The sequence below is a fragment of the Pedobacter sp. ASV28 genome (assembly GCF_016428855.1).
GTDB lineage: Bacteria > Bacteroidota > Bacteroidia > Sphingobacteriales > Sphingobacteriaceae > Pedobacter.
Window position 1 is genome coordinate 1 of record NZ_JAELTN010000072.1, and the last position, 22,420, is coordinate 22,420.

Genomic DNA, 22,420 nt, shown 5'->3' on the forward strand with positions numbered 1-22,420 from the left:
GATGTGTATAAGAGACAGGGTAATGCCCTAAGAAGAATTTTACTTTCTTCTTTAGAAGGTTATGCTATTACTAGCATTCGTTTTTCAGGTGTTTCTCATGAGTTTTCTACTATCAAAGGTGTAGTTGAAGATTTAACAGAGATCATCTTAAACTTAAAACAAGTTCGTTTCAAAAAAGTAGGCGAATCAGGTGATTCTGAAAAAATCTTTATCATTGTAAATGGTCAAGATCAATTTTTAGCAGGTGATATTACTAAGTTCTCAAATAATTTTGAGGTATTAAACCCTGAGTTGGTTGTCTGCAATATGGAGAAATCAGTTACTTTAGAGGTTGAATTGACCGTAAATAAAGGACGTGGTTATGTACCTGCAGAAGAAAACAAAATTACAGATACGGTAGTTGGTGTAATTGCGATCGATTCGATCTTTACGCCAATGAAAAATGTAAAATATACGATCGAGAACTATCGTGTTGAACAAAAGACCGATTACGAGAAGTTAATCTTAGATATTTCTACTGATGGATCTATCCATCCGGAAGAAGCTTTGAAAGAAGCGGCTAAAATCTTGATCCAACACTTTATGTTATTTTCTGATGAGAACCTTGTATTGGAATCTCAAGCTAAGGAAGAAACTAAAGAAGTGGATGAGGAAATCTTACACATGCGTAAGATCCTTAAAACTGAATTAGTTGATCTAGATCTTTCTGTACGTGCATTAAACTGTCTTAAAGCAGCAGATATTCGTACTTTGGCCGATCTAGTTTCCTATGATGTAGCGGATATGCTAAAATTCAGAAACTTCGGTAAAAAATCTTTAACTGAAATCCAAGAGCTGGTAAAATCTAAACAATTATCGTTTGGAATGAACCTTTCTAAATTCAAGTTAGACGAAGAGTAAGCGCTTTGCGCCAGACGTTTAGCGATAAGCGTTAGAATAGATTAAATATTCACTGTGTGTAATTCCCTCAGATTAAGTTCAAAGAGACGGTGCACACTTTATAAACAAAAAAATGAGACACGGTAAAAAACACAATCACTTAGGAAGAACTACCTCGCATAGAAAAGCGATGCTGGCTAATATGGCTTCTTCTTTGATCAAGCACAAAAGAATTACAACAACCTTAGCTAAAGCTAAAGCTTTACGTGTGTATGTTGAGCCAATCATCACTAAATCTAAAAATGACACTACGCATTCTCGTCGTACAGTATTCTCTTATCTACAAGATAAAGAAGTAGTAACCGAGTTGTTCCGTGATGTAGCGGCAAAAGTAGCTAACCGTCCTGGTGGTTATACTCGTATTATCAAATTGAACAATCGTTTAGGTGATAATGCAGAGATGGCTTTGATCGAGTTGGTAGATTACAACGAAGTTTACGGTAAAGATGCAGGTGCTGCAGAAAAGAAAACTACACGTAGAGGTAGAACAAAAGCTAAAAAAGCTGACGCCCCTGCTGCTGAAGTAAAAGAAGAAGTTGCTCCGGTAGCTGAAGCTAAAGAGGAAGTTGCAGAAGCTCCAGCGGCTGAAGAAACAGCTACTGAAGCACCGGCTGCAGATGAAACAGAAGAGCAAAAAGCGTAATCCAACTAACTTATTATGCTTTACGGCCCTTTAGGATTTCCTAAAGGGCTTTTTTATGCAGGTATTTCTGCTTCATTTAAGTATATTTATAATGAAGTGCCTGGTTTAATTTCATAAGGTAACTTACCCCGTTCGAAAATTCTGGTAGTATATGTACCTTCTACCATAATCTTGTCAGAAATACTTCTTATCCAATTACCTTCTCTTAGACCTACAACTTTAATGTCATTCTGTGTCAAGAATTCCATGATCCGGGTTTCCCTTGTTTCTCCATTGTGTTTTAGCCCGGGTTGAGGGTCTAGATAATGTGGGTTGATATTGAAGGGAACTAAACCCAAGCAATCGAAACTTGGTGGATATACAATGGGCATATCATTAGTAGTTTTCATGTTAATGCCACCAATATTGGTGCCCGCACTACAGCCCAAATAAGGTTTGTTTTGTTCTATATTTTGTTTAAGTATTGGCATTAGGTTTAGTTCATGTAAGGTTTTAACCAATAGGAAAGTGTTTCCACCTCCAGTAAAGAAAGCTTTTGAGTGGTTGAGCCCATCAATTTTATCGTCAAATTGATGCAGTCCCTTAACTTGGATTCCTATTTCGTTAAAGAATGTAGCAGCCTTTGCAGTGTACTCGTCATGAGATATACCTCCTGGTCGTGCATAGGGTATAAAAGTAATTTCGTTAATTCCTTTAAAAAGCTGGATCAATTCTGGTCTAAGGTAGGCTAGGTATTGTTCACCAAATAAAGTAGATGTGGATGCAAGTAGAATATTCATAAGCTATTTGATACTATCCAAATATAGAGCAAACATTTTAATAAATTGATTGGGATATGGCAAGTTAATTGATATCAAGCTGTATTTTTGTAAATTATAAATTTTTATTCCTGGAAAGATTACCATGCAGATAAGCTCGAAACCTATTGAAACCTTTATCGCTAATGTCGAAAAAAGTTTAGACCAGAAAACTTTTATTAAAATTTCAATGGGTAATTATAAAGGAAAGGAAGAAAACTTAAAGCAGCTCTACGTAAAGAAGACCATCATCAAACGGAAAGAGATGTTGGCATTTAATTTTCGTTACCAAACTAGAGATGTTTTTAAGAACTATAACATTGAAGAGGGGATCGCCTTAATGAAGAAATACCTAAATGAGGGTTTTCGTATAGCTACTTTGTTTATCATAGATGAAGAGTTTGTTATAGAAACAAATAAAGAGGGCGCATTTCGTTTGAGAAGCAAAAAAATGACAGAAAAAAGAGAGGCCGACCTTGCTCATGATAAGGAAAAGAAACGTTTGATCTTAGCCCAAGATAATGTATACCTACATCAACTTGGACTTACTGACGATAAAGGTACTGTATTTAAGAATGCCCAGGATAAGTATAAACAAATTAACCAGTACATAGAATTATTAGGGCCTCTGATTAAGGAGTTTACCGTTGGCACGATCAAGAATGTAGTGGATATGGGATCTGGAAAGGGCTACCTTACTTTTGCCTTATATGATTATTTATTAAATCATCTAAAGAAGGCTAATGTAGTTGGGGTAGAGTTTAGAAAAGACATGGTTGATTTATGCAATAATATAGCCGTTAAGGCGGGCTTCGACCAGCTTTCTTTTGTTGAGGGCACCATTGATAATTACGGTCAGAAAGATATTAATTTGCTGGTAGCTCTACATGCCTGTGATACCGCTACCGACGATGCTATTTTTAAAGGTATACAAGCAAATGCCGAGCTGATTGTGGTTGCACCTTGTTGCCATAAGCAAATTAGACGGGAAATAGAAAAACACAAGGTTAAGAATGAGGTTTCTTTCTTAACCAGATATGGTATTTTTTTGGAACGACAGGCCGAAATGGTGACCGATGGTCTTAGGGCTTTGATTTTGGAGTATTATGGCTATAGAACAAAGGTATTTGAGTTTATTTCTGATGCGCATACACCGAAGAATGTTTTAGTGGTGGGAATGAAGAGAGCAGAAAGCTTAAAGCAAAAGGTTGAAATTGAAAGGAGGGAAGAAATTCTACAAAAAATAATAGCAACTAAGGCTTATTTTGGAATTGGTTATCACCATCTGGAAAGGCTTACGGGCCTAGACAAAGTGAACTAAGTATTATTGCCTTTGTGCATTAAACCTGATGGCAGCGAACACGCAGTAAAGCGAACAGCAGGACTGCCATAGCTTAGCATTACTGCCATTCGTTTTCAAAAAACCTTTAATCTCTTAAACCTTCTGCCTTTTGTCCCAATTCTGCCAAGCTGTCAGCAAAGGAAGGGCTGATTTTTTACATTTTAACAGTTTTTTTGTATTTATTTCTGCCAAAACCCTATTGGCACATTGCTTGTTAATAGGATATAAATATTCAAATAAAAAGAAAAACATAATAAAATGGGAAAAATAATTGGTATAGACTTAGGAACTACGAATTCTTGCGTTGCTGTAATGGAAGGTAATGAGCCTGTTGTTATAGCAAACAGTGAGGGTAAACGTACTACGCCATCTATTGTTGCTTTTACGGAAAACGGCGAGCGCAAGGTTGGCGAGCCGGCTAAACGTCAGGCAATCACAAACCCAACCAAAACGATCTACTCTATTAAACGCTTTATGGGCAGTGGCTTTGCTGAAGTAGAAAAGGAAATTGCTAGGGTACCTTATAAAGTAGTAAAAGGAGATAACAATACACCTCGTGTAGAAATTGACGATCGTAAATATACTCCACAAGAGATTTCGGCAATGATTCTACAAAAAATGAAGAAAACTGCTGAAGATTTCTTGGGTCAGGAAGTAACGGAAGCGGTAATTACCGTTCCAGCTTACTTTAACGATGCCCAACGTCAGGCTACTAAGGAAGCTGGTGAGATTGCAGGTTTACAAGTAAAACGTATCATTAACGAGCCTACTGCAGCAGCTTTAGCTTACGGTTTAGATAAAGCCCACAAAGACATGAAAATTGTGGTTTTTGACTGCGGTGGTGGTACACATGACGTTTCTGTATTGGAATTGGGAGATGGCGTTTTCGAAGTAAAATCTACCGATGGGGATACACACTTAGGTGGTGATGATTTTGACCACATCATTATCGAATGGTTGGCAGAAGAATTTAAAGCGGAGAATGGCATGGACTTGCACAAAGATCCAATGGCGTTACAACGTTTAAAAGAAGCTGCTGAGAAAGCTAAAATAGAGCTGTCTAGCACCACTTCTACTGAAATCAACCTACCTTACATCACAGCTGATGCTAGTGGTCCTAAACACTTGGTAAGAACCTTGAGCCGTGCTAAATTTGAGCAATTGGCTGGAGATCTAATTAAACGTACTATTGACCCTTGTAAATCTGCGTTGAAAAATGCTGGTTTAAAAGTGGGCGACATTGACGAAATTATCCTTGTTGGTGGTTCAACCCGTATTCCGGCTATCCAAGATGCGGTTAAAGCTTTCTTTGGTAAAGAGCCAAGCAAAGGTGTAAATCCTGATGAGGTAGTAGCAATCGGTGCTGCAATTCAAGGTGGTGTTTTAACAGGTGAGGTGAAAGATGTATTGTTGTTAGATGTTACCCCACTTTCTTTAGGTATTGAGACGATGGGCGGTGTAATGACTAAGCTAATTGAGGCCAATACAACTATTCCTTCTAAGAAAACAGAAACCTTCTCTACTGCAGCAGACAATCAGCCTTCGGTAGAAATCCATATTTTACAGGGCGAGCGCCCAATGGCAGCTCAGAACCGTACCATTGGTCGTTTCATGTTAGATGGTATTCCTCCAGCACCACGTGGTGTTCCTCAGATTGAAGTTGCTTTTGATATTGATGCTAACGGTATCTTACACGTAAGTGCAAAAGATAAAGCAACCGGAAAAGAGCAAAAAATCCGTATTGAGGCTTCATCTGGTTTAACTGATGCCGAAATTCAAAAAATGAAGCAAGAAGCTGAAGCTAATGCAGAAGCTGATGCAAAGGCAAAAGAGGAAGCGGATAAAATTAACAGTGCTGATGCATTGATTTTCTCAACAGAAAAGCAATTGAAAGAGTTTGGTGATAAATTATCTGCCGATAAAAAAGCGCCAATTGAAGACGGCTTGAAGAAATTGAAAGACGCGCATGCTGCTCGTAATTTCGCTGATATTGAAGCTGCGCAAACCGAGTTGCAAAATGCTTGGAATGCTGCTTCTGAAGAGATGTACAAAGCTGGTCAAGAAGGACAGCCACAAGATGGCGGGGCAGCACAAGCTGAACCTCAACAAGGTGGTGATACGGTAACTGACGTAGATTACGAAGAAGTAAAAGACGACGATAAAAAATAAGTCGGAAAGATTTTAGACTGGAAGTCTGAGAAAGATAGAAAGCGTTGCTGATTAATTTCAGTGACGCTTTTTTGTGCCCTACTTGTTAATCAGTTTCAATTAAGCTATATTTATTTAACCATAAATTAAATAAATATGAAAAAAGTTAAGATTTTATTCATTGGCGCTGCAATTTTTTGCTTGCCCTTTTTAACTAGTGGAGTACCTAATCCACCAGAATGTGATTTTACATTTTATGTATTGACTTCATGTGGTACCTACCATCAATTTACTTTGCAGGGAGATGGTTGTGCAGCCCCTATTGCAGCGGCGCACAATTATGCTTTATATTTAAGCTCACAAGATTGTGGGCCAGGATGGCCTGTGCCAAAGGTGTGGATGATGGCACCATAAAATAGCTCTATTATTAATTTTTAACAAAAAAGTCCCAGCAAATTTTGCTGAGACTTTTTTTGTGGGGAAATTTGCTTATATATATTTTTTAACAAGATTCTCTTCAATGATATCTTGTAGCTCTTTTTCGTTTTTAATCAATTCATCTAGCAACTTAAACTGATTTTTACATCTGTCCAAGTTTTGTCCATCATAGGTGATAGGATAATATACATTTCCATTAAGGTAGTCTGTTAAAAAGCGTAAAGCCTGCATATAGATAATATACTTTCCGCTAAATAGTATCATTTCTTTTTCGGTAGAAGTGAGGATATCGCCCATTTCAGAAAGGTAGCCATTGATCATGGCAGTGAAATAGGGGATACGTATGGTTATTTTAGATAAATCGGTTTCATTCTCTGAAAAAGCACAAAGGTAAGTACGCATCATGTCTCCTAGATCTGAAATGAATTTACCTGGCATCAAAGTATCTAAATCTATTACACAAATGCCCTCGAAAGTATCTTTGGCCAATAGAACATTGCTGATCTTTGTATCATGGTGCATTACACGGTTAGGGAACTCTGCCTTATTCTCAAAAGCACTATAATGTGCCAAGATCGAGTGATGGTTTAACGCGGTTTCTATTTCCTTTTGTGCGTTGTGCTTAAGTTCTTCAGTGCTCTGGTTTAATGAACTGATAAACTGATCATATCTCAGCTTAAGGTCATGAAAACCAAGTATGGTAGGTTTTAGCTTAGTACTGTCGAAATTATCCAACAACCTATTGAGCTTGCCAAATTGCTTTGCGGCTTCATAAGCTTGTTTAGGCTTGCTCAGGGTATCGAAAGCCACGGTGTTTTCAACAAAAGGCATTAAGCGCCAATATTCATTGGCATTTTGGGCCATAGGCTTTCCTTGCAATGTTTCTACTGAAGCGGGAAATAAATAATCAGGATAGTTTTGTTTTAGATACTCTGCAACATGTTTGATGTTATTGGCTATTGCGGAGGGGTCATTAAAAACATTCGTATTGATATTCTGAAGGATATATTTTTCACAGGTAAGTAGATTGGTGATTAAATAGGTTCTGTTGATGTGACCAGAACCTATTTTTTGCAATTTTGTTGTTTTCGAAGTTAAGCCATATGCCTTTAATATTATCTCATTAACATTTAATTCCATAGTTTTTTAGGGTAGTTTCCATTTTTTATGAGCTCATTGATGCTCTCTTGCACCAAAGGCTTATCCTCCTTGTAGGTCACACCAAACCATTGATTGTCGGTCGGTACAACTTTAAAAGAAGCGATATCTTTACTCACCAAATATTCGCCGATCAATGGGATGAAGAATTCAGCTTTTGGTTTGTCTTTATTTTCTTGTGCAAATGTCTTGAAGAGTTCTTCGGTAATTTTGAAGACAGCTGGCGTAAATCCCCAAAAATTCATAGATACAGGTGTACCGAAATCCAATGGAAATTCTTTTCCATCTTCTTCGTAAATAATCTGATCATTACTTTTTAAGATTTTTGTCCTTTCGGTTATTGCTGTCAAATTTCCTTCTGCATCAACTTGGCAAACACCCCTTGAAACAGATCCGAAATCGGACAGGGTTTTTCCGAGCTGATAACCAATGATGGCATAGTTTCGGTCATTTGCTTCTGTTGACAGGAAATCGACCATTTTCTTGAAAGCATCAAATCCATAAAAATCATCTGCATTAATTACACAAAACGGCTCATTTATTACTTTTCTTCCAGATAGGATGGCATGGGCGGTTCCCCAAGGTTTTTCCCTGTAAATCTCTTCTTCAATACCAAATTGCTTAAGGTCGAAATTTTGAAATACATAATCCACTTCGATCTGTCCTTTTAATTTATGGTCGAAAATTGATCTGAAATTGTCAGCAAATTCTTCCTTTATGATAAATACCACTTTCCCGAAACCAGCTTTAATGGCATCATATATGGAATAGTCAATAATGGTTTCTCCGTTTGGTCCAAAGCCATCAATTTGTTTCATGCTTCCGTAGCGGCTAGCCATTCCGGCGGCCAAAATAAGTAAAGTAGGTTTCATTAGAATTTCTATAGTTTTTAGTCTGATTAAAAAATGTTATACTTTGCCAAAGTTAACTTTTAGAAACCAAAAAGTCCACCTCCTTTTGACCTTGTAGAGCTTGTTTTTTTTCCAGTTAGCATGCCAAAAATTCCGCGTACAATCTCTTTCCCGATTTGACGTGTTATGGTTGCGCCCATTACCTGTTCTACAATACTTTTTTCACCAGGCTTGCTCTTATTTTCTTGCTCAAGCCGCTTTTTCTCTTCTTCTTCTGCTTTTAATTTATTTTCATCTGCTAATTTTTCGTTAATTCTATCTGTTAGTATTTCAAAGGCACTAATAGGGTCTATAGTCTCTTGATATTTTGAATATAGTGGACTGGCCTGCATTAATCTTTCACAATCAATGGACGACATAGGCCCCATAATGGATCTTGGAGGGGTAAGCATAGTAGCGGCAACTTCTGTAGGAATTCCCTTTTCATTTAATACCGTAATTAGCGCTTGTCCAGTTCCCAGAGAGGTAAGGACTTTGTCGATGGCATAAAATTCCGACCTCGGATAGGTATTTACTGTTTTTTTAAGGTTATCTACATCATTAGGGGTAAATGCCCTAAGTGCATGCTGTACCCTATTGCCCAATTGGGCCAGTACACTTTCTGGAATATCCATTGGCGATTGTGTGCAAAAGAAAACACCAATTCCTTTAGATCTGATTAACCTGATGATGGTATTTACCTGATCTAAAAATGCTTTAGATGCCCCATTGAAAAGGAGATGGGCCTCATCAAAAAAGAAAACCAGTTTAGGCTGGTCTAAATCTCCTGCTTCTGGCATCGTTTGGTAAATCTCGGCCAACAAGCTCAAAAGAAAGGTCGAATATAGAACAGGTTGATTTTGTACATCGGAAATGTTTAATAAGCTGATCACGCCTTTGCCATCCACCCTATTAAAAAGATCGTCTACGTTATAAGATACTTCACCAAACATTGTGCCTAGGCCTTGTTGTTCTATGGCCACAATTTTTCTTAAAATGGTACTTGAGGTTGCCGTAGAAATGGAACCATAGCTGCCTTTAATTTCGGCGGCCCCGGGTCCCTCTGATAGATAGCCCAACAGTTTTTTGAGATCATTGAGGTCTACCACAGGCATTTTATTGTCATCGGCGTATTTGAAAATGACGGCCAGTACACCTGTTTGGGTATCGTTTAGCTCTAATATTTTAGCTAACAAAACTGGGCCGAATTCAGTAACTGTAGCACGCATTTGCGCACCGAGCTTACCACTTAAGGAATAAAGTTCAATAGGAAAGCCGCTAGGTACAAAAGCTTTGTTTAGCTGCTTAGCCCTTTCTTCTATTTTAGGATTAGTGGCCCCCGCCTGGTATAAGCCAGACAGATCTCCCTTAACATCCAGCATAAAAACAGGAACCCCGGCATCTGAAAGCTGTTCTGCAAGTAATTGCAGGGTTCTTGTTTTTCCTGTCCCTGTCGCTCCTGCAATAAGGCCATGTCTATTCATCATTCGAAGCGGGAGGTTCACTTCGGCGTCAGCTATAATTTCTCCGTCTAATATTGCAGCACCCAAATATATAGATGCACTAGATGGAGAATAAGATGCGCTTATTTTTTCTATAAAGGAAATCTTATTGTTACTCATAAAGTACTTTTTTTTGGGTAGTTAAAATAATAAACAAATATTACATATAAAAGCTATGTCCTTCAATATATGATCTTTAGTGGAAAAGATACTGATGTTCCATATCGCTATATATGTAGGATATCTGATGAGAATAGTTGCCCACTTTAATTTTCTCTAAAATCCGCTTAAAATTTATAATAAAGAAGCTTTAGACAAACGTTTGCGTGTTATTTGGTTCCAGATTTTTATAGCTAAGTTTTTAGGATACTGCACTTTACTGCAAGGATATTCTGTAAAATACTTGTTGTAATCAGATCTTGCTCGAAAAACTAAAATTATCTCATTTTTTATTTGGTGTTTCGTATGGTTGGCCTATTTATCGAAAGCTGAATGTGAAAACCTCGTATGAACCAGTTCATTACGCTATAAAATTTTGAAAATGATATCAAACGTTTGCGTAAAGATTGATGATAATCGCTTGTTTTTTAATATTTAACTTGCACTTAACAAACTAATCACAAACAAAATAAAATTTAATAAAAAGGCTATAGAGGCACAATATAGAGAATGGATCCGCATAGGCCTGCTCTGTAACTGAAGTCGATATATCTTGGATTAAATCTTATTCATCAACTAAACAAAACATATGAGAAAGAAATCTACCTACCCAACAATCTACCAATGTCTATATATAGATCATATATAGGTATTTTTTCATTTGTCCAAACGACAATTTACTCTATTACTCAATTTAATTAAAAACAAATAAAAATTTAAAATGGTTAAAATTTCCACAAGCATTATTTGTGTCTTGTTTTTCTCTGTTTTTGGATTAAATGTTTTAGCTGCCCGAAATGCTAGCTATAACAATCTTGTCTATAGCTTTCAGCAAGATACATCTATAAAAACGAAGCGTGTAGACACCATCGGAGACATGATGAGGGCGTTGGTGAAGTACAATAGACTGAAGGATACTATTCATTTAAGTTCAGCCAAGAATATTCCAAATTTGTCATTGCAACAAATTATAAAAGGAAATCTTGCAGGAATTTACGTTCAAGAAACAACGGGAGAGCCTGGTACAGAGCAGAGTTTAATTGTAAGGGGCCCATCTGGTCTAATGTTTAGCAAAAAGGACTTTGCAGCTTTACAACCAGTAGTTTATCTAAATGGTGTGCCATTGGCACAAGATAATACCTTCGCATTTGATGTTCAACAATACGATTACAATAGAATTGGTCCTGCAAATAACTTATTATCTCAAATAAATATTGATGATGTGGAGTCTATTAGTGTAGTAAAGGATCCGGTAGAGTTGGCTAAGTTAGGTCCTAATGCTGCTAATGGTGCCATATATATCACTACTAAGCAGGCAAAAAGTGGGGCGAGGAGTATTAGTTTAAATTCGTATTTCGGTTATGTAACGCCACCAAGCGTTTATACAACAAATGCATCTTATGAAGACGACTTTAGAAAACCCTTCTATAATAAGTATGCAACTGCAGAAAATAGAGCAAATTATCCAAGTTTTTTGTCAGATAAAACCAATAGTGATTATTTTGGGTCCTCTAATTGGAATGATCTCTATTATCAAAGCGCACCATCTTATAATACTAATTTAGGGATTTCAGGAGGTACAGAGCGTGCCAATTTTCGTTTCTTCGGCGGGTTAACTAAAGATGCCGGAAATGCAGATAAGACGAGCTTTAACAAATATAACCTTTCTGTTTCGGTAAATATGGCACCATTTAAATGGTTAACAGTATCTTCTATTGTTAGCACAGCCCGACTAGATAGAAATAGAAATAGGAGTTTAAGAGATCGATTTGCAGAAGCACGCTATATTCCAGATTTGCGTGCACCTATTTCGCCTAATGCAACTAATTATGCAGCTTATTTATCTGAAATGGATAAAAGCTTGGATTTAAACAGGTCTACGGTGCTAAACGGAAACCTGATGGTGGCTGCCAAGTTGGGTAAATTAAAACTGAGTACATCGCTTATTTTTGACTATTCTGAAGGTTTACGCGATTATTTTGTGCCTTCCACCTTAATGGCTGGCTCTAACTTTGTATCTACTTATTTTGGTTATAATCAACGTCTGTTGGTTAGCAATGCGGCAAGCTATGATTTTGATTTGAAGAATAATGATCACAAGTTAACCGCACAAATTGGACAACAATTTCAATCAGACACCTATAAATATAATTACACAAGAGGTTATAACGGACCAAACGATTTTATAAAAATTATCCAAGTATTAGGTAATATTAAGAAAGCCGACGGTACTAATAATCCAGATTATTTGAATGCTTATCCTAATTTCTATGTGTTCAGATTTTTGGATAAACTGGAAAGTAATTTGTTTTCGGTGTACGCCAACGCCAGTTATAAATACAAAAACTTGTTTGATTTAGATGCAGTGGTTCGTAGAGACGGGACATCAAACGGACAACCAGATAGTCGGTGGGTAACTACCCCAGCATTTAACGCCACATGGCACTTAGGTAGTCAGCTTTTAAATAGCCATAAAACCATACAAAGTTTAGATTTAAGTGCTGGTTGGGGCCGTACCGTTAAAGTCTTTTTAGATGATAGATTTGCCGCAGGACCACAATTTCGTTCTGAGGGTGGTTGGCCATCAGAACCAACGATACCGGGTTACGCATCAATCGTTACCGCAAACAGACCGTACTCTAGTGGTTATGTAGGTTACGGACTTCCATTGCCATATGCCGATCGGACAAATGTTTCCCTTTCTTCGGAAATGTTAAACGGACGCCTAAGTTTGGCCCTAACCGCCTACAACCGTGATGATAAACAGCAGGTAATTAACACACCGGTTGCACAAGAACTTGGTTATACAAATGCCTATAAATCTGGTTTAGACATTAATAACAAAGGTTTAGAGTTGTTGGCAAATGCAACTGTAGTTAAAGCCAAAAATGGCTTGACTTGGGCTACCGCTTTAAACCTAGCTTATAATAAAAATATGGTTAAAGCTTTGCCTGATGGCTTACATGAAATCGTCTATCAAGGTAACAAAGTTGAAGTGGGGAAATCTGTTGGTAGTTATTGGTTATTTTCGAATGTTGGGATATATGAAACAGATTCACAAATACCCGTTAATCCCTTAACAGGTCAAAGAGCAACCTTTAACGGTATTCCACTCCAAGTGGGAGATCCAAAATGGGTAGATGTTAACAATGACTACCGTATTGACGAAAACGACAAAGTAGTTACTGGCGATAGATTACCAAAGTTAACAGGCGGTTGGAATAACACTTTTAGCTATCATAATTTTGATTTAAATTTTAATGTGTTTTTTGCAGTAGGGCAGAAAGCCATCAATCAGTTTGATGCCAATCGTTATGATTTTATAAATAGGGAATCAGCCAATGATATTTCTGCTGTTAGAGAGATTTCTTCTTGGCAAGCCTATGATAATGCCAAAAGCTATCCTATTTATAGCCCATTTAGCTCGGTAGTTCCTTACAGACAAGACCAAGATTTGTTTTTGGAAAATGCTTCTTATTTAAAATTGAGATCTGTAACTCTTGGCTATAATTTTTCAAAAATGTTTACGAAAGCAGGTATAAAGCGAGCCTATTTATATGCTACGGCAATGAACTTGCTTACGGTAACAAATTTTTCAGGTGTAGATCCAGAGTTGGTGAATTACAACGGCATCTACGATGGAGCTAGTATTACTATTCCAAGAACTTTTGTACTTGGATTTAAATTGGATTTATAATCATCAGCAATTATTATGATTGAAAAGAATATATATAACAATCGATTGGCAACGTTTTGCCTAAGTGTGGTGGCAGTAATTGCCCTCACCATAAGCTCTTCCTGCAGAAAGATAGATGATGTACAATCGAGCCATTTGCAAACTGATGCGCAAAATTGGAAAACTGCTGCCGACGGAAGGACGAATTTATTTGGTGCTTATGGTTTGATGCGCTCAGCATTAGCATCAGACAATACGCAATGGTTAATGGGCGATTTAAGAAGGGGCGATTTTATATCAACCGGGAGAGAGGATCTTAACGCAATTATTGATGGACGTTTAAACGCATCTTACCCTATCATTAACAGGCTTTCGAACTGGAGGAGATTTTATGCCGTAATTAACGCCTGTAGCATCTTTATAGAACGCTCAGGTGAAATTGTAGCTAATGATGCTAGGTATACGAAGTTAAATAATCAGGTGGATGTAGCACAGGCAAAAGCCTTACGTGCACTAGCTTATTTCTATTTGGTACGTACTTGGGGAGACGTGCCTTTGGTAACCTCATCTAATGATGGACAGTTTGTACAATTGCCACGTACTTCGCAAGCGAGGGTGCTTTCTTTTTGCAAAACTGATTTAATGGATGCGGCACAAGTTTTACCATTTAGATATGGAAGTGATGATGCGATATTACCTGGTCTTTATTACGGAGATGACTTGGAGAAATGGCAGGGTGCAGCCTTAACCAGAATATCTGCTTACTGTTTGTTAGCTCATATTGCAGCTTGGGAACAGAACTATATAGACTGTGAAGTGTATACTAAGTTTGTGCTAGACAATTATCCTAAATTAGGAAATGGCGGAGCTGGTACTGCTCGTTATTTAGCTATCAATGAACTAACGGCCACTTTTCCAGACTCTCAATCTGAAGCAGTAAATCCTTTCGCTTACAAACGACAAACACAGTTGATTGGATTTTCATTCGAATATGGAACTAGTTCTGCCACAACAACGGGACACATCGAAGAACTTACCTTGGCACAACCTATTATTCCAAAAACAAAACCGGAGATTTTTGTGCCAAAAGACAGTATTAATAGGATTTTTACAGATGCTAAAGATTTGAGATTTAGCGTTGACGCAGTTGCGACGATAGATGCACAGAGAAATGATCCATATGCTGTTGTGTATCAGCCGTATTATTTTACCAATTACTCTTCAGAAAGACCCATCTTTAGTAAGATTAGATCTATCGGTGCGGCTAAGCCCACTGGTAATTTCTTGATGTATTCTTCGGCAATCTTATTTACACGTTTAGAAGAAATTACCTTGCTTCGTGCAGAAGCATTGGCCGTACTGGGTTTACGTGGCGATGCCATAAATGCATTAAATAGGGCTGCCCAGTTAAGGGGAACATCTCCATTTTTAGAAACGTCTAGCCAAGATGTGTTGGACGCTATTTTTGCCGAACGCAGAAGAGAATTGATGGGCGAAGGTTGGAGATGGTATGACATTATCCGTTACAATAGGATTAAGAAACCTTCTGGTCCTTTTATGTACAAAAATGGATTGCCATTAACTTTTACACAGGCAGAGTCGGCAGGTGCTCTATATTGGCCAGTTGCACAAGATGTTATCAATAATAATCCATCTATTACACAAAATTCTTTTTGGAAATAAGACTAATATGAGCAAAATGAAAATGAGAATAAATAAACATATTGCAGCCTTATTCACACTGTTGTTGGCCACAGTTTGCTTGCTATCTTGCAAGGACGAATCTCCTTATTATAATGTAGAGAATAAATTACAGCAATTTGATGGAAACGCCTTGGCCTATTTAAGGTCAAACGCTCCAACTTACGATTCGCTATTGAAAGTATTAGATAGGCTGCCAGATTTAAAAGATACCTTACAAAATCAGCAGGTAACACTATTTGCCCCAACAAATGAAAATTTTGTGTCGGCATTAAAAAACCTAAATTTTTATCGCAAACAAGAGGGTAAAACACTTATTAATTTAGGTAATGCCAACTTAAATGAGTTAGAGGTAATGACGTGCAAATACATGGTGAAGAAGCAATATTTAACCGACGATTTTAAGAGCTTTTTGGAAGGGATATACGTACGTAGTATAAAAATTGGAGAACAGATGCACATCGAGTACAGTAAAGAAAATGCCTCTGGATACGTTGGGGGAGGGGCCCAAATTGTAAGATACTCTGATACTAAAGAAGGTTTTGTAAGGACTTATTGGGAACGTTCACAAACTTCTGCTGTAAATATTAAAACTGATAATGCAGTAATTTATGTGATTAGCCCCACACATAATTTTGGTTTTAACGAGTTTACCTCACGATTAAACAAATAAAGCTATGTACAAATTTGACATAAATAACGTGAAAAAATTATATTTATTCTTGACCTTGGCCATTGGCTTATTTGGTTGTAAGAAAAATTTACCAGACGACAGACTGTCTTTAGGTGCAGATTCTCGATTTACACAAACGGTGTACCAACCAGTATTAGGTAGAACAACGGTTTTTTCTGGCAATTTTAATACTGCTAGTTCATCAGTCCCTCTAGATTTTAAAATCGTAAATATGAGGCGATTTAATGGAGAAGATGCACCAGAACTGAGGGAATATTTCCCAGTTAAAGTTTGGAAGCAAGCTTATACTGGTACGGAAACTTCGCTGGCAGCAATTGAGGCGAAACGGACAACAGAAAGCCATAGGTTGTTCGAAATTCGTGAACACTCAGGTCAATTTGTAATGTGGCCTGAGGCAAAAAGTAATGTGGTTAAAGCCCAACCAGATTCGGGTTACATTTTTGACGTGGAAGTGTCTAATTCAGGTGGACGCCGTTACTTTCAAAATTTCATACTACGCCCTTTTAAGGAAAGACCTGTAGAACCTTCTACATTAGAACCCTCCAATGGACAAGATATCTATACCTCTGTTCCTGCGCTAGTCTCAAATATTCGAGGAAAAAGAACCAATAGATTTTTACACTCTGGAGATATTAGGGTGCAATTTAGGAAAAAACCTGCTGGTACACCTGGCAATACAGGGCATAGCATTTCTTTTAGGTTCGTAGATACACTATACAATACCATAGATCCTAATAAGTTTCAGACCACGAAATGGGCGGAGGTTGTGCATGGATTTGACATGGTTAAAACAAGTACCGAAGTCACTTATCAAGTTGCTTATCCAATTCCTTTAACAAATTACCCTACAAAGTATACCACTTTAAATGGTGTTGCTGCGTCATCTATCTTTAGGTTTGATAGGATTGGTACTGGTAATATATTACAAGAGGCTGCTTTGGGAATGAATTACCAAATTTTTGAGCCTGGAGATTGGGAAGTGATCTTTTGGTTTACTACGGAGCTGCCCAAATTTGAAAACGATTAATGAAAACAAGATTTTTAAAGCAACAAGATATGTTTAAAACGAGATATTTTTACGTAATCGTTACGCTTTTGGTTTTTGGATTTAGCCAAACATCTTTGGCCCAAAACATAGTGGTTACGGGTAAAGTCTTTGACGGAAGTTCCGCAAAGAAAGAAACCATTCCAGGAGTAGGAATTAGGCAGGTAGTTCAAGGAAAAGAAACCTTCTTAGGTCAAACAGACATAGAAGGTAATTTTAAGGTAACGGTAAATCCTAATGCAGAATTGCATTTTTCTTACATAGGAATGGTAACTGAAACAATAAATGTAGCCGGACGTAAAAGCTTTAACGTTACCCTACATGCTGATACCAAGAGCTTAAAAGAAGTAACGGTAACCGCAGGTTATGTTACAAAAACCAAAGCACTCTCTACAGGTTCTGCAATAACTATTTCTGGAAAAGACCTTCAAGGTGCACCTACTGGAGATGTGATGTCCTTATTGCAAGGTAAGGTAGCGGGTATGAATATTCAGAACAATACCGGAGCACCAGGTTTTCGTGGTAGTGTTTCCATTAGGGGGCTTTCTAATATCAATACCAGCGGTTCTGGTAATGAGGCCTTCTTAACGCCTACTGCACCGTTATATGTGATTGATGGAGTTCCGGTAGATGATAATTCTACCTTTTCTTACGGCTTTCAGCAAGCGGGTCCTGGTGTTTCTCCAGCATCGCAGATTCCCGCCGAAGACATAGAGGATATTACGGTATTAAAAGATGCAGCAGCTACAGCATTGTATGGTTCTAGGGGTGCCTACGGCGTAATTTTAATCACTACTAAAAGAGGAAGTTCTAAGGTTCCGGTGGTTCGTTACAGCGGCTCAGCTTTTTTAAGTACTGTGCCGCAGTTACGTTCAGTAATTGGTGGTAAAGACGAACGTTTAACACGTATAAATCAAATTCTAGGTAACGATACGTCCAGAAATCATGCACTTAATGCCATAAATGGGCTTGACTTTCTATCAGATAGTTTAAATGCTTACTATAATAACTCCACAAATTGGCAATCTTATTTTTATCGCCCTACCTATAATCAAAACCATAACTTAAGTATTTCTGGTGGTGATGTGACGTTCAACTATAAGGTGGCCTTGGGTGTTTATGATGAGTCGGGTGTACAACAAAATACAGGGTATTCTCGCTATAACATTAACACCACTATGACTTATTTTCCAAGTAGAAAATTTAAGTTGGTAGGACAGTTAAATAACTCTGTCCAGCAGCAGAGATTGGGTAGCGGAACGGGTTTAACAAATACTGGTGTTGCTGATGGAGGTTCGGCATCCTCATTATTGCCATCGCCCTCCTTGTATTCGGCCTCAAACGAAGTGTTGGGCGCATTAGAGACAAAAAATAGCAATAAAACGCTAAATACATTTGCCACACTGCAGCTCGATTACGAAATTTTAAATAATTTGAAGGCGAGTACAGTAGTGAATTATACTAATGTTACCGGTACAAAAGATACCTATATCCCCGCAGCAATTAACGGCAGTTCTAGTGCAGCTCCAGTGGTGAAAAGCAATGATTTTGGTAACTATTATGCCTATAATGATCGTTCTACAAAGTTATATAACCGTACCAGTTTAAATTATATTTATACCCTCAACGATAAAGAGGGAGAGGCTGCACACACTTTTAGTGCATTTGCTTTTACAGAAATTAATAGTTCTAATTTTAAGGCAGATGTAATCAATAATGCAAGAGTAGCTAATGATTATATCTTAGGGCCTATTACTACGGTGCCTGCTTTTAACCAAAGCTTAGGTGGTACGTTGAATAACTTCTCTGATTTCCGTTCTATTGCTTTTGCAGGCCAATTTTCTTACAACTATAAACAACGTTATGTCATAGATTTTAACTATCGTACAGATGGTAGCTCGGTAAATGGACCATTGGCAGGTTATACAAAAAATCCATCGATTTCTGCTAAATGGAATATAGACAGGGAACCTTTTGCAGATAAATTTAAAAGTTGGTTAGATTGGGCCAGTATCCGCGGAAGTTACGGTAGTAACATTGCACCTAACGGAAATATCTACGATGTATATGGTAAATATATTGGTGGAACTACTTATCAGTATAATAATAATCCCGGTATTGTACTCCAAACAGACCGTTTGCCAAATTTAAGTTTACAGCCTACTAAAAATACAACGCTAAACGCTGGAGTTGACTTGAGCTTTTTAGGTGGAAAATTTGCTGTAAATCTAGATACCTATTATAAACAGGTCACTCAAATATTTAGAGAAAAAGATATTTCTAATATCAATTCATTTAGCTCGGTAACATCAGTGGAAACGGCAAATGTTAACTACGGGTGGGAAGTTCAAATGACTTCGAGACCATTGAGCAAAAATAGCCCTTTTAAATTAAATATTTATGGTTCCTTAGCCATAAACAAAGAGGTATTGGCTGCTTTGCCAGATAATCTTAGACTGTTAATTGATAAAGATGGAACAAATGGACAGGATATTTATAGAAGATTAGGGATTAATTCGCTGTCTAACTACTTATACCATAACAAAGGTGTTTATGCTACTAATAACGATGTGCCGGTTGACCCGGCCACTGGTTTGCCGTATCGTACAGGTGGCTCTGGAGTGAATAATTATTTTAAAGCAGGAGATCCAATCTTTACAGATTTGAATGGAGATTATATATTGGATGCTTACGATAGGGTAGTTGCAGGTAATTCGCAACCTCAAGTAACGGGTGGTTTGGGCGCTTTAATTTCTTACAAAAACTTCAGTTTGGAAATTAATACTTCATTTACGCTAATAAGAGATATTTTGAACAATGCACTAGCCGCACAGTTCAGAAATTTTAATAATCCTTATGTACTAAGTAATATGGTGCCGCTTTCAGAGTATAATTACTGGCGTGGCGTAGGGAATTCAGGTGCAACCTATGCTAACCCATTTGATTATACACGAGCTGCTATCATTGATCCTTATCGTTATGCACAAACGCTTTTTCAAGAAGATGGTACCTATTTTAAATTTAACAACATTAAATTTTATTACAATTTTAATCAGAGCTTCTCCCGGAAATTCGGCATGAATCGCGTGAGTACATATGTTACAGTAATGAATTTAGGATTTTTGACTAATTACTCTGGACCTAATCCAGAGGCAGTAACAGCTTTGGGAAGAGATAGTTCAGGTGGATACCCAATTAGTAGGCAATTTGCTTTAGGTTTAAATGTCGAGTTCTAATTGAAAATATAAATAGAGATGAAACCATCCCGATCGTCCGGGATAGATTTATCACCTTAAAAAAGAAATACGGATGAAAAAAATTACATTTATACTTTTAGCAAGCTTGGTTTTATCTAGCCTGTCTGGTTGTAAAAAATTCCTAAATGTTACCCCAATAGATAATTTATCTGGTAACAATTATTGGAAATCTACGAGTGATGTAGAAGCTTATGCTAACGGATTATATTCAAGGTTGCGGACTAAGTTTGCCACCTTAAGTTCATCGCCAAGTAATGCAACTACTGGAAATTATTTATTTAATGCTGCCGATTTAAGATGTGCACCAGCTGTTATACAAAGTGGGGTGAGTGGCATGAGCGCATTTATTCAAAATGATGTAAGGGCCGCCAACAATACAACCTATTATTTGCCAACTGTTTTTGGAGCGATCAACAAATGGAAAGTTTGGTATGATGTGATCCAAGGCGCCAATATTATGGTGAAAGAGGTTGGCGATATGGATCCTGCCGTAATCAGTGAGGCACAACGTAAGACTTATCAGGCGGAAGCTATTTTCTTACGCAATTTATGCTATTTTTTTATGGTAAGGTTGTATGGCGATGTACCTTATTACACCGAGGCCTACAATGAAAAACCCTTGCCCCGCATGCCTCAAGTGCAGGTAATGAAAAATGCTATTGCTGATTTGATGGCTGTTAAAGGCGATTTGCCCGTACGTTATGACGATCAGGGTAAGAACGGTAATAGGGCAATGCGTGGCGCAGCTATTGGCTTGTTAATGCACATGAACCAGTGGGCAGCATCGTTTGATAAAGGAAACGAAAAACCTTATTATACAGCTACCGTGGCTTTGGCCGAAGAGCTGGCAACTTACACTCAGTATAGCTTAGTACGCCCTTTTAATGTGCAGAATAACAAAAAGTTATTTAAAGGTGGAACAAATGAGGTCTTATTTGAATTCATTGCCAACGTAAACTACGGAGAAGGTTTTAAACAACTGACTTATTCTTCCGATTTCTTTTCTCATTATCCTTTAAAAGGAGAAATTACGAAAACATCAAGTAATGGGTACTACGAGGCAGAGTTTATGAAAAAGCTTTTTCCGGCAGGAGAGCCAGATTTAAGAAGAGATGTTTGGTTAGAGACCTACGACTCGGGAACTTATGCCTTCCAATTGAAAAAATACACCAATACTTATATCAGTGGGACAAACTTCACAGTGTATAATGACGATAATATTGTGGTGTTTAGGTTGGCGGATATGTTGTTATTGGCTGCAGAAGCGGCCAACAAATTAAACGAGGATGATAAGGCCTTAATTTATGTAAATCAGGTACGAGATAGAGCCGGTAAAACACCATTATCTTCTACTGGTGAAACTTTAGACTACGATATTTATTTAGAACGGACCCGTGAGTTATTTTGTGAAGGGCAATACTATTATGATTTGGTAAGAACAAGACGAATTTTACCTGGTGAAACTTCTAGTACTCGCATTGCACCTGGTCGTAGAATTTCGCCTGCCGATTTTAATAACGGTGCTTGGACATGGTCAATTGATGCATCTGCGCTGACCAATAACCCATATATGACATTGAATAATTATTGGAGATAAATTAAACATTTATATGATGAAGAAAATAACTTTAGGAGTTTTGGTGGCATTACTGGTCACCTGCTTCTTTTCCTGTAAAAAAGATTACTATTTTGATACTGGTGTCCATGTAGCGAAGTATGATGGGACCATTATGCAGTATTTAAAATCTAATAAAGTAATGTTTGATACCACCGTTCAGGTCATAAACTTGGCAGGTATGGAAAATGTTTTAGACAAGGAAAATGTAACTTTTTTTGCGCCTACCAGTTCGTCTATCGTAAAATCAGTAAGGTATTTGAATCGGTTCCTAAGAGCTAATGGACAGCTGTCTCTTATACACATCTCCGAGCCCACGAGACCTGCGTTACCATCTCGTATTCCGTCTTCTGCTTGAAAAGAGGGGGGGGGGGGGGGGGGGGGGGGGGGGGGGGGGGGGGGGGGGGGGGGGGGGG

The 22,420-nt window shown here is 37.8% G+C and carries 15 protein-coding genes; 11 read left to right on the plus strand and 4 right to left on the minus strand.

Annotation, left to right across the window (positions count from 1 at the left end):
• Both JHD79_RS19655 and rplQ read left to right on the plus strand, forming a co-directional pair.
• Positions 1-900: DNA-directed RNA polymerase subunit alpha (locus JHD79_RS19655; RefSeq protein ID WP_199121063.1), on the plus strand; the 900-nt coding region annotated here is incomplete at its 5' end.
• A gap of 112 nt (positions 901-1,012) precedes the next feature.
• Positions 1,013-1,582, plus strand: coding sequence for a 50S ribosomal protein L17 (rplQ, locus tag JHD79_RS19660; protein WP_199121064.1), 570 nt, complete (start codon positions 1,013-1,015; stop codon positions 1,580-1,582).
• An 86-nt stretch (positions 1,583-1,668) separates the two neighbouring features.
• Here the strand turns inward: rplQ and pepE are convergent, their stop codons facing one another.
• On the minus strand, positions 1,669-2,361 hold the full coding sequence (gene pepE, locus JHD79_RS19665) for a dipeptidase PepE (protein ID WP_199121065.1): 693 nt from the start codon (positions 2,359-2,361) through the stop codon (positions 1,669-1,671).
• A 208-nt stretch (positions 2,362-2,569) separates the two neighbouring features.
• Between pepE and JHD79_RS19670 the strand changes: the two genes are divergently transcribed.
• The 3 genes from JHD79_RS19670 to JHD79_RS19680 all read left to right on the plus strand — a co-directional run bounded on the left by JHD79_RS19670 (position 2,570) and on the right by JHD79_RS19680 (position 6,283).
• Positions 2,570-3,700: an SAM-dependent methyltransferase gene (locus JHD79_RS19670; RefSeq protein WP_233164798.1), complete on the plus strand. Its 1,131-nt coding sequence runs from the start codon at positions 2,570-2,572 to the stop codon at positions 3,698-3,700.
• 279 nt (positions 3,701-3,979) lie between these two features.
• Positions 3,980-5,890, plus strand: coding sequence for a molecular chaperone DnaK (gene dnaK, locus JHD79_RS19675; protein WP_199121067.1), 1,911 nt, complete (start codon positions 3,980-3,982; stop codon positions 5,888-5,890).
• 135 nt (positions 5,891-6,025) lie between these two features.
• Entirely contained in the window at positions 6,026-6,283 is a 258-nt protein-coding gene (locus JHD79_RS19680) for a hypothetical protein (RefSeq protein ID WP_199121068.1), read from the plus strand.
• A 75-nt stretch (positions 6,284-6,358) separates the two neighbouring features.
• Here the strand turns inward: JHD79_RS19680 and JHD79_RS19685 are convergent, their stop codons facing one another.
• Genes JHD79_RS19685 through JHD79_RS19695 form a run of 3 tightly spaced genes read right to left on the minus strand, consistent with a single transcriptional unit; the run spans position 6,359 to position 9,977 of the window.
• Positions 6,359-7,447 carry a phosphotransferase enzyme family protein gene (locus JHD79_RS19685; RefSeq protein WP_199121069.1) on the minus strand — a complete coding sequence of 363 codons (1,089 nt, stop codon included), beginning with the start codon at positions 7,445-7,447 and terminating at the stop codon, positions 6,359-6,361.
• Positions 7,438-8,337: a sugar phosphate nucleotidyltransferase gene (locus tag JHD79_RS19690; RefSeq protein ID WP_199121070.1), complete on the minus strand. Its 900-nt coding sequence runs from the start codon at positions 8,335-8,337 to the stop codon at positions 7,438-7,440. The genes JHD79_RS19685 and JHD79_RS19690 overlap by 10 nt, the downstream gene beginning before the upstream one ends.
• A 59-nt stretch (positions 8,338-8,396) precedes the next feature.
• Positions 8,397-9,977: a helicase HerA-like domain-containing protein gene (locus tag JHD79_RS19695; protein ID WP_199121071.1), complete on the minus strand. Its 1,581-nt coding sequence runs from the start codon at positions 9,975-9,977 to the stop codon at positions 8,397-8,399.
• A 760-nt stretch (positions 9,978-10,737) separates the two neighbouring features.
• On the opposite strand from JHD79_RS19695, the gene JHD79_RS19700 reads away from it, so the two are divergent.
• From JHD79_RS19700 to JHD79_RS19725, 6 genes are all read left to right on the plus strand, one after another.
• Positions 10,738-13,713: a SusC/RagA family TonB-linked outer membrane protein gene (locus JHD79_RS19700; RefSeq protein ID WP_199121072.1), complete on the plus strand. Its 2,976-nt coding sequence runs from the start codon at positions 10,738-10,740 to the stop codon at positions 13,711-13,713.
• Between the two features lie 15 nt (positions 13,714-13,728).
• Positions 13,729-15,375, plus strand: a complete 1,647-nt coding sequence (locus JHD79_RS19705; protein WP_199121073.1) for a RagB/SusD family nutrient uptake outer membrane protein — start codon at positions 13,729-13,731, stop codon at positions 15,373-15,375.
• A 16-nt stretch (positions 15,376-15,391) separates the two neighbouring features.
• A complete protein-coding gene (locus tag JHD79_RS19710) occupies positions 15,392-16,066 on the plus strand; it encodes a fasciclin domain-containing protein (protein WP_199121074.1) in 675 nt (224 codons plus the stop codon).
• A gap of 28 nt (positions 16,067-16,094) precedes the next feature.
• Positions 16,095-17,114, plus strand: a complete 1,020-nt coding sequence (locus tag JHD79_RS19715) for a DUF5007 domain-containing protein (protein ID WP_199121075.1) — start codon at positions 16,095-16,097, stop codon at positions 17,112-17,114.
• Positions 17,114-20,368, plus strand: a complete 3,255-nt coding sequence (locus JHD79_RS19720; RefSeq protein WP_233164799.1) for a SusC/RagA family TonB-linked outer membrane protein — start codon at positions 17,114-17,116, stop codon at positions 20,366-20,368. The genes JHD79_RS19715 and JHD79_RS19720 overlap by 1 nt, the downstream gene beginning before the upstream one ends.
• Before the next feature lie 73 nt (positions 20,369-20,441).
• Entirely contained in the window at positions 20,442-21,986 is a 1,545-nt protein-coding gene (locus tag JHD79_RS19725; RefSeq protein WP_199121076.1) for a RagB/SusD family nutrient uptake outer membrane protein, read from the plus strand.
• Positions 21,987-22,420: the final 434 nt, after the last annotated feature.

What these genes read in the sequence shown, in the direction of transcription:
- rplQ (WP_199121064.1), top strand. Translation starts at nt 1,013, where the DNA reads ATGAGACACGGTAAAAAACACAATCACTTAGGAAGAACTACCTCGCAT.
- pepE (WP_199121065.1), bottom strand. Translation starts at nt 2,361, where the DNA reads ATGAATATTCTACTTGCATCCACATCTACTTTATTTGGTGAACAATAC.
- JHD79_RS19670 (WP_233164798.1), top strand. Translation starts at nt 2,570, where the DNA reads ATGGGTAATTATAAAGGAAAGGAAGAAAACTTAAAGCAGCTCTACGTA.
- dnaK (WP_199121067.1), top strand. Translation starts at nt 3,980, where the DNA reads ATGGGAAAAATAATTGGTATAGACTTAGGAACTACGAATTCTTGCGTT.
- JHD79_RS19680 (WP_199121068.1), top strand. Translation starts at nt 6,026, where the DNA reads ATGAAAAAAGTTAAGATTTTATTCATTGGCGCTGCAATTTTTTGCTTG.
- JHD79_RS19685 (WP_199121069.1), bottom strand. Translation starts at nt 7,447, where the DNA reads ATGGAATTAAATGTTAATGAGATAATATTAAAGGCATATGGCTTAACT.
- JHD79_RS19690 (WP_199121070.1), bottom strand. Translation starts at nt 8,337, where the DNA reads ATGAAACCTACTTTACTTATTTTGGCCGCCGGAATGGCTAGCCGCTAC.
- JHD79_RS19695 (WP_199121071.1), bottom strand. Translation starts at nt 9,977, where the DNA reads ATGAGTAACAATAAGATTTCCTTTATAGAAAAAATAAGCGCATCTTAT.
- JHD79_RS19700 (WP_199121072.1), top strand. Translation starts at nt 10,738, where the DNA reads ATGGTTAAAATTTCCACAAGCATTATTTGTGTCTTGTTTTTCTCTGTT.
- JHD79_RS19705 (WP_199121073.1), top strand. Translation starts at nt 13,729, where the DNA reads ATGATTGAAAAGAATATATATAACAATCGATTGGCAACGTTTTGCCTA.
- JHD79_RS19710 (WP_199121074.1), top strand. Translation starts at nt 15,392, where the DNA reads ATGAAAATGAGAATAAATAAACATATTGCAGCCTTATTCACACTGTTG.
- JHD79_RS19720 (WP_233164799.1), top strand. Translation starts at nt 17,114, where the DNA reads ATGAAAACAAGATTTTTAAAGCAACAAGATATGTTTAAAACGAGATAT.
- JHD79_RS19725 (WP_199121076.1), top strand. Translation starts at nt 20,442, where the DNA reads ATGAAAAAAATTACATTTATACTTTTAGCAAGCTTGGTTTTATCTAGC.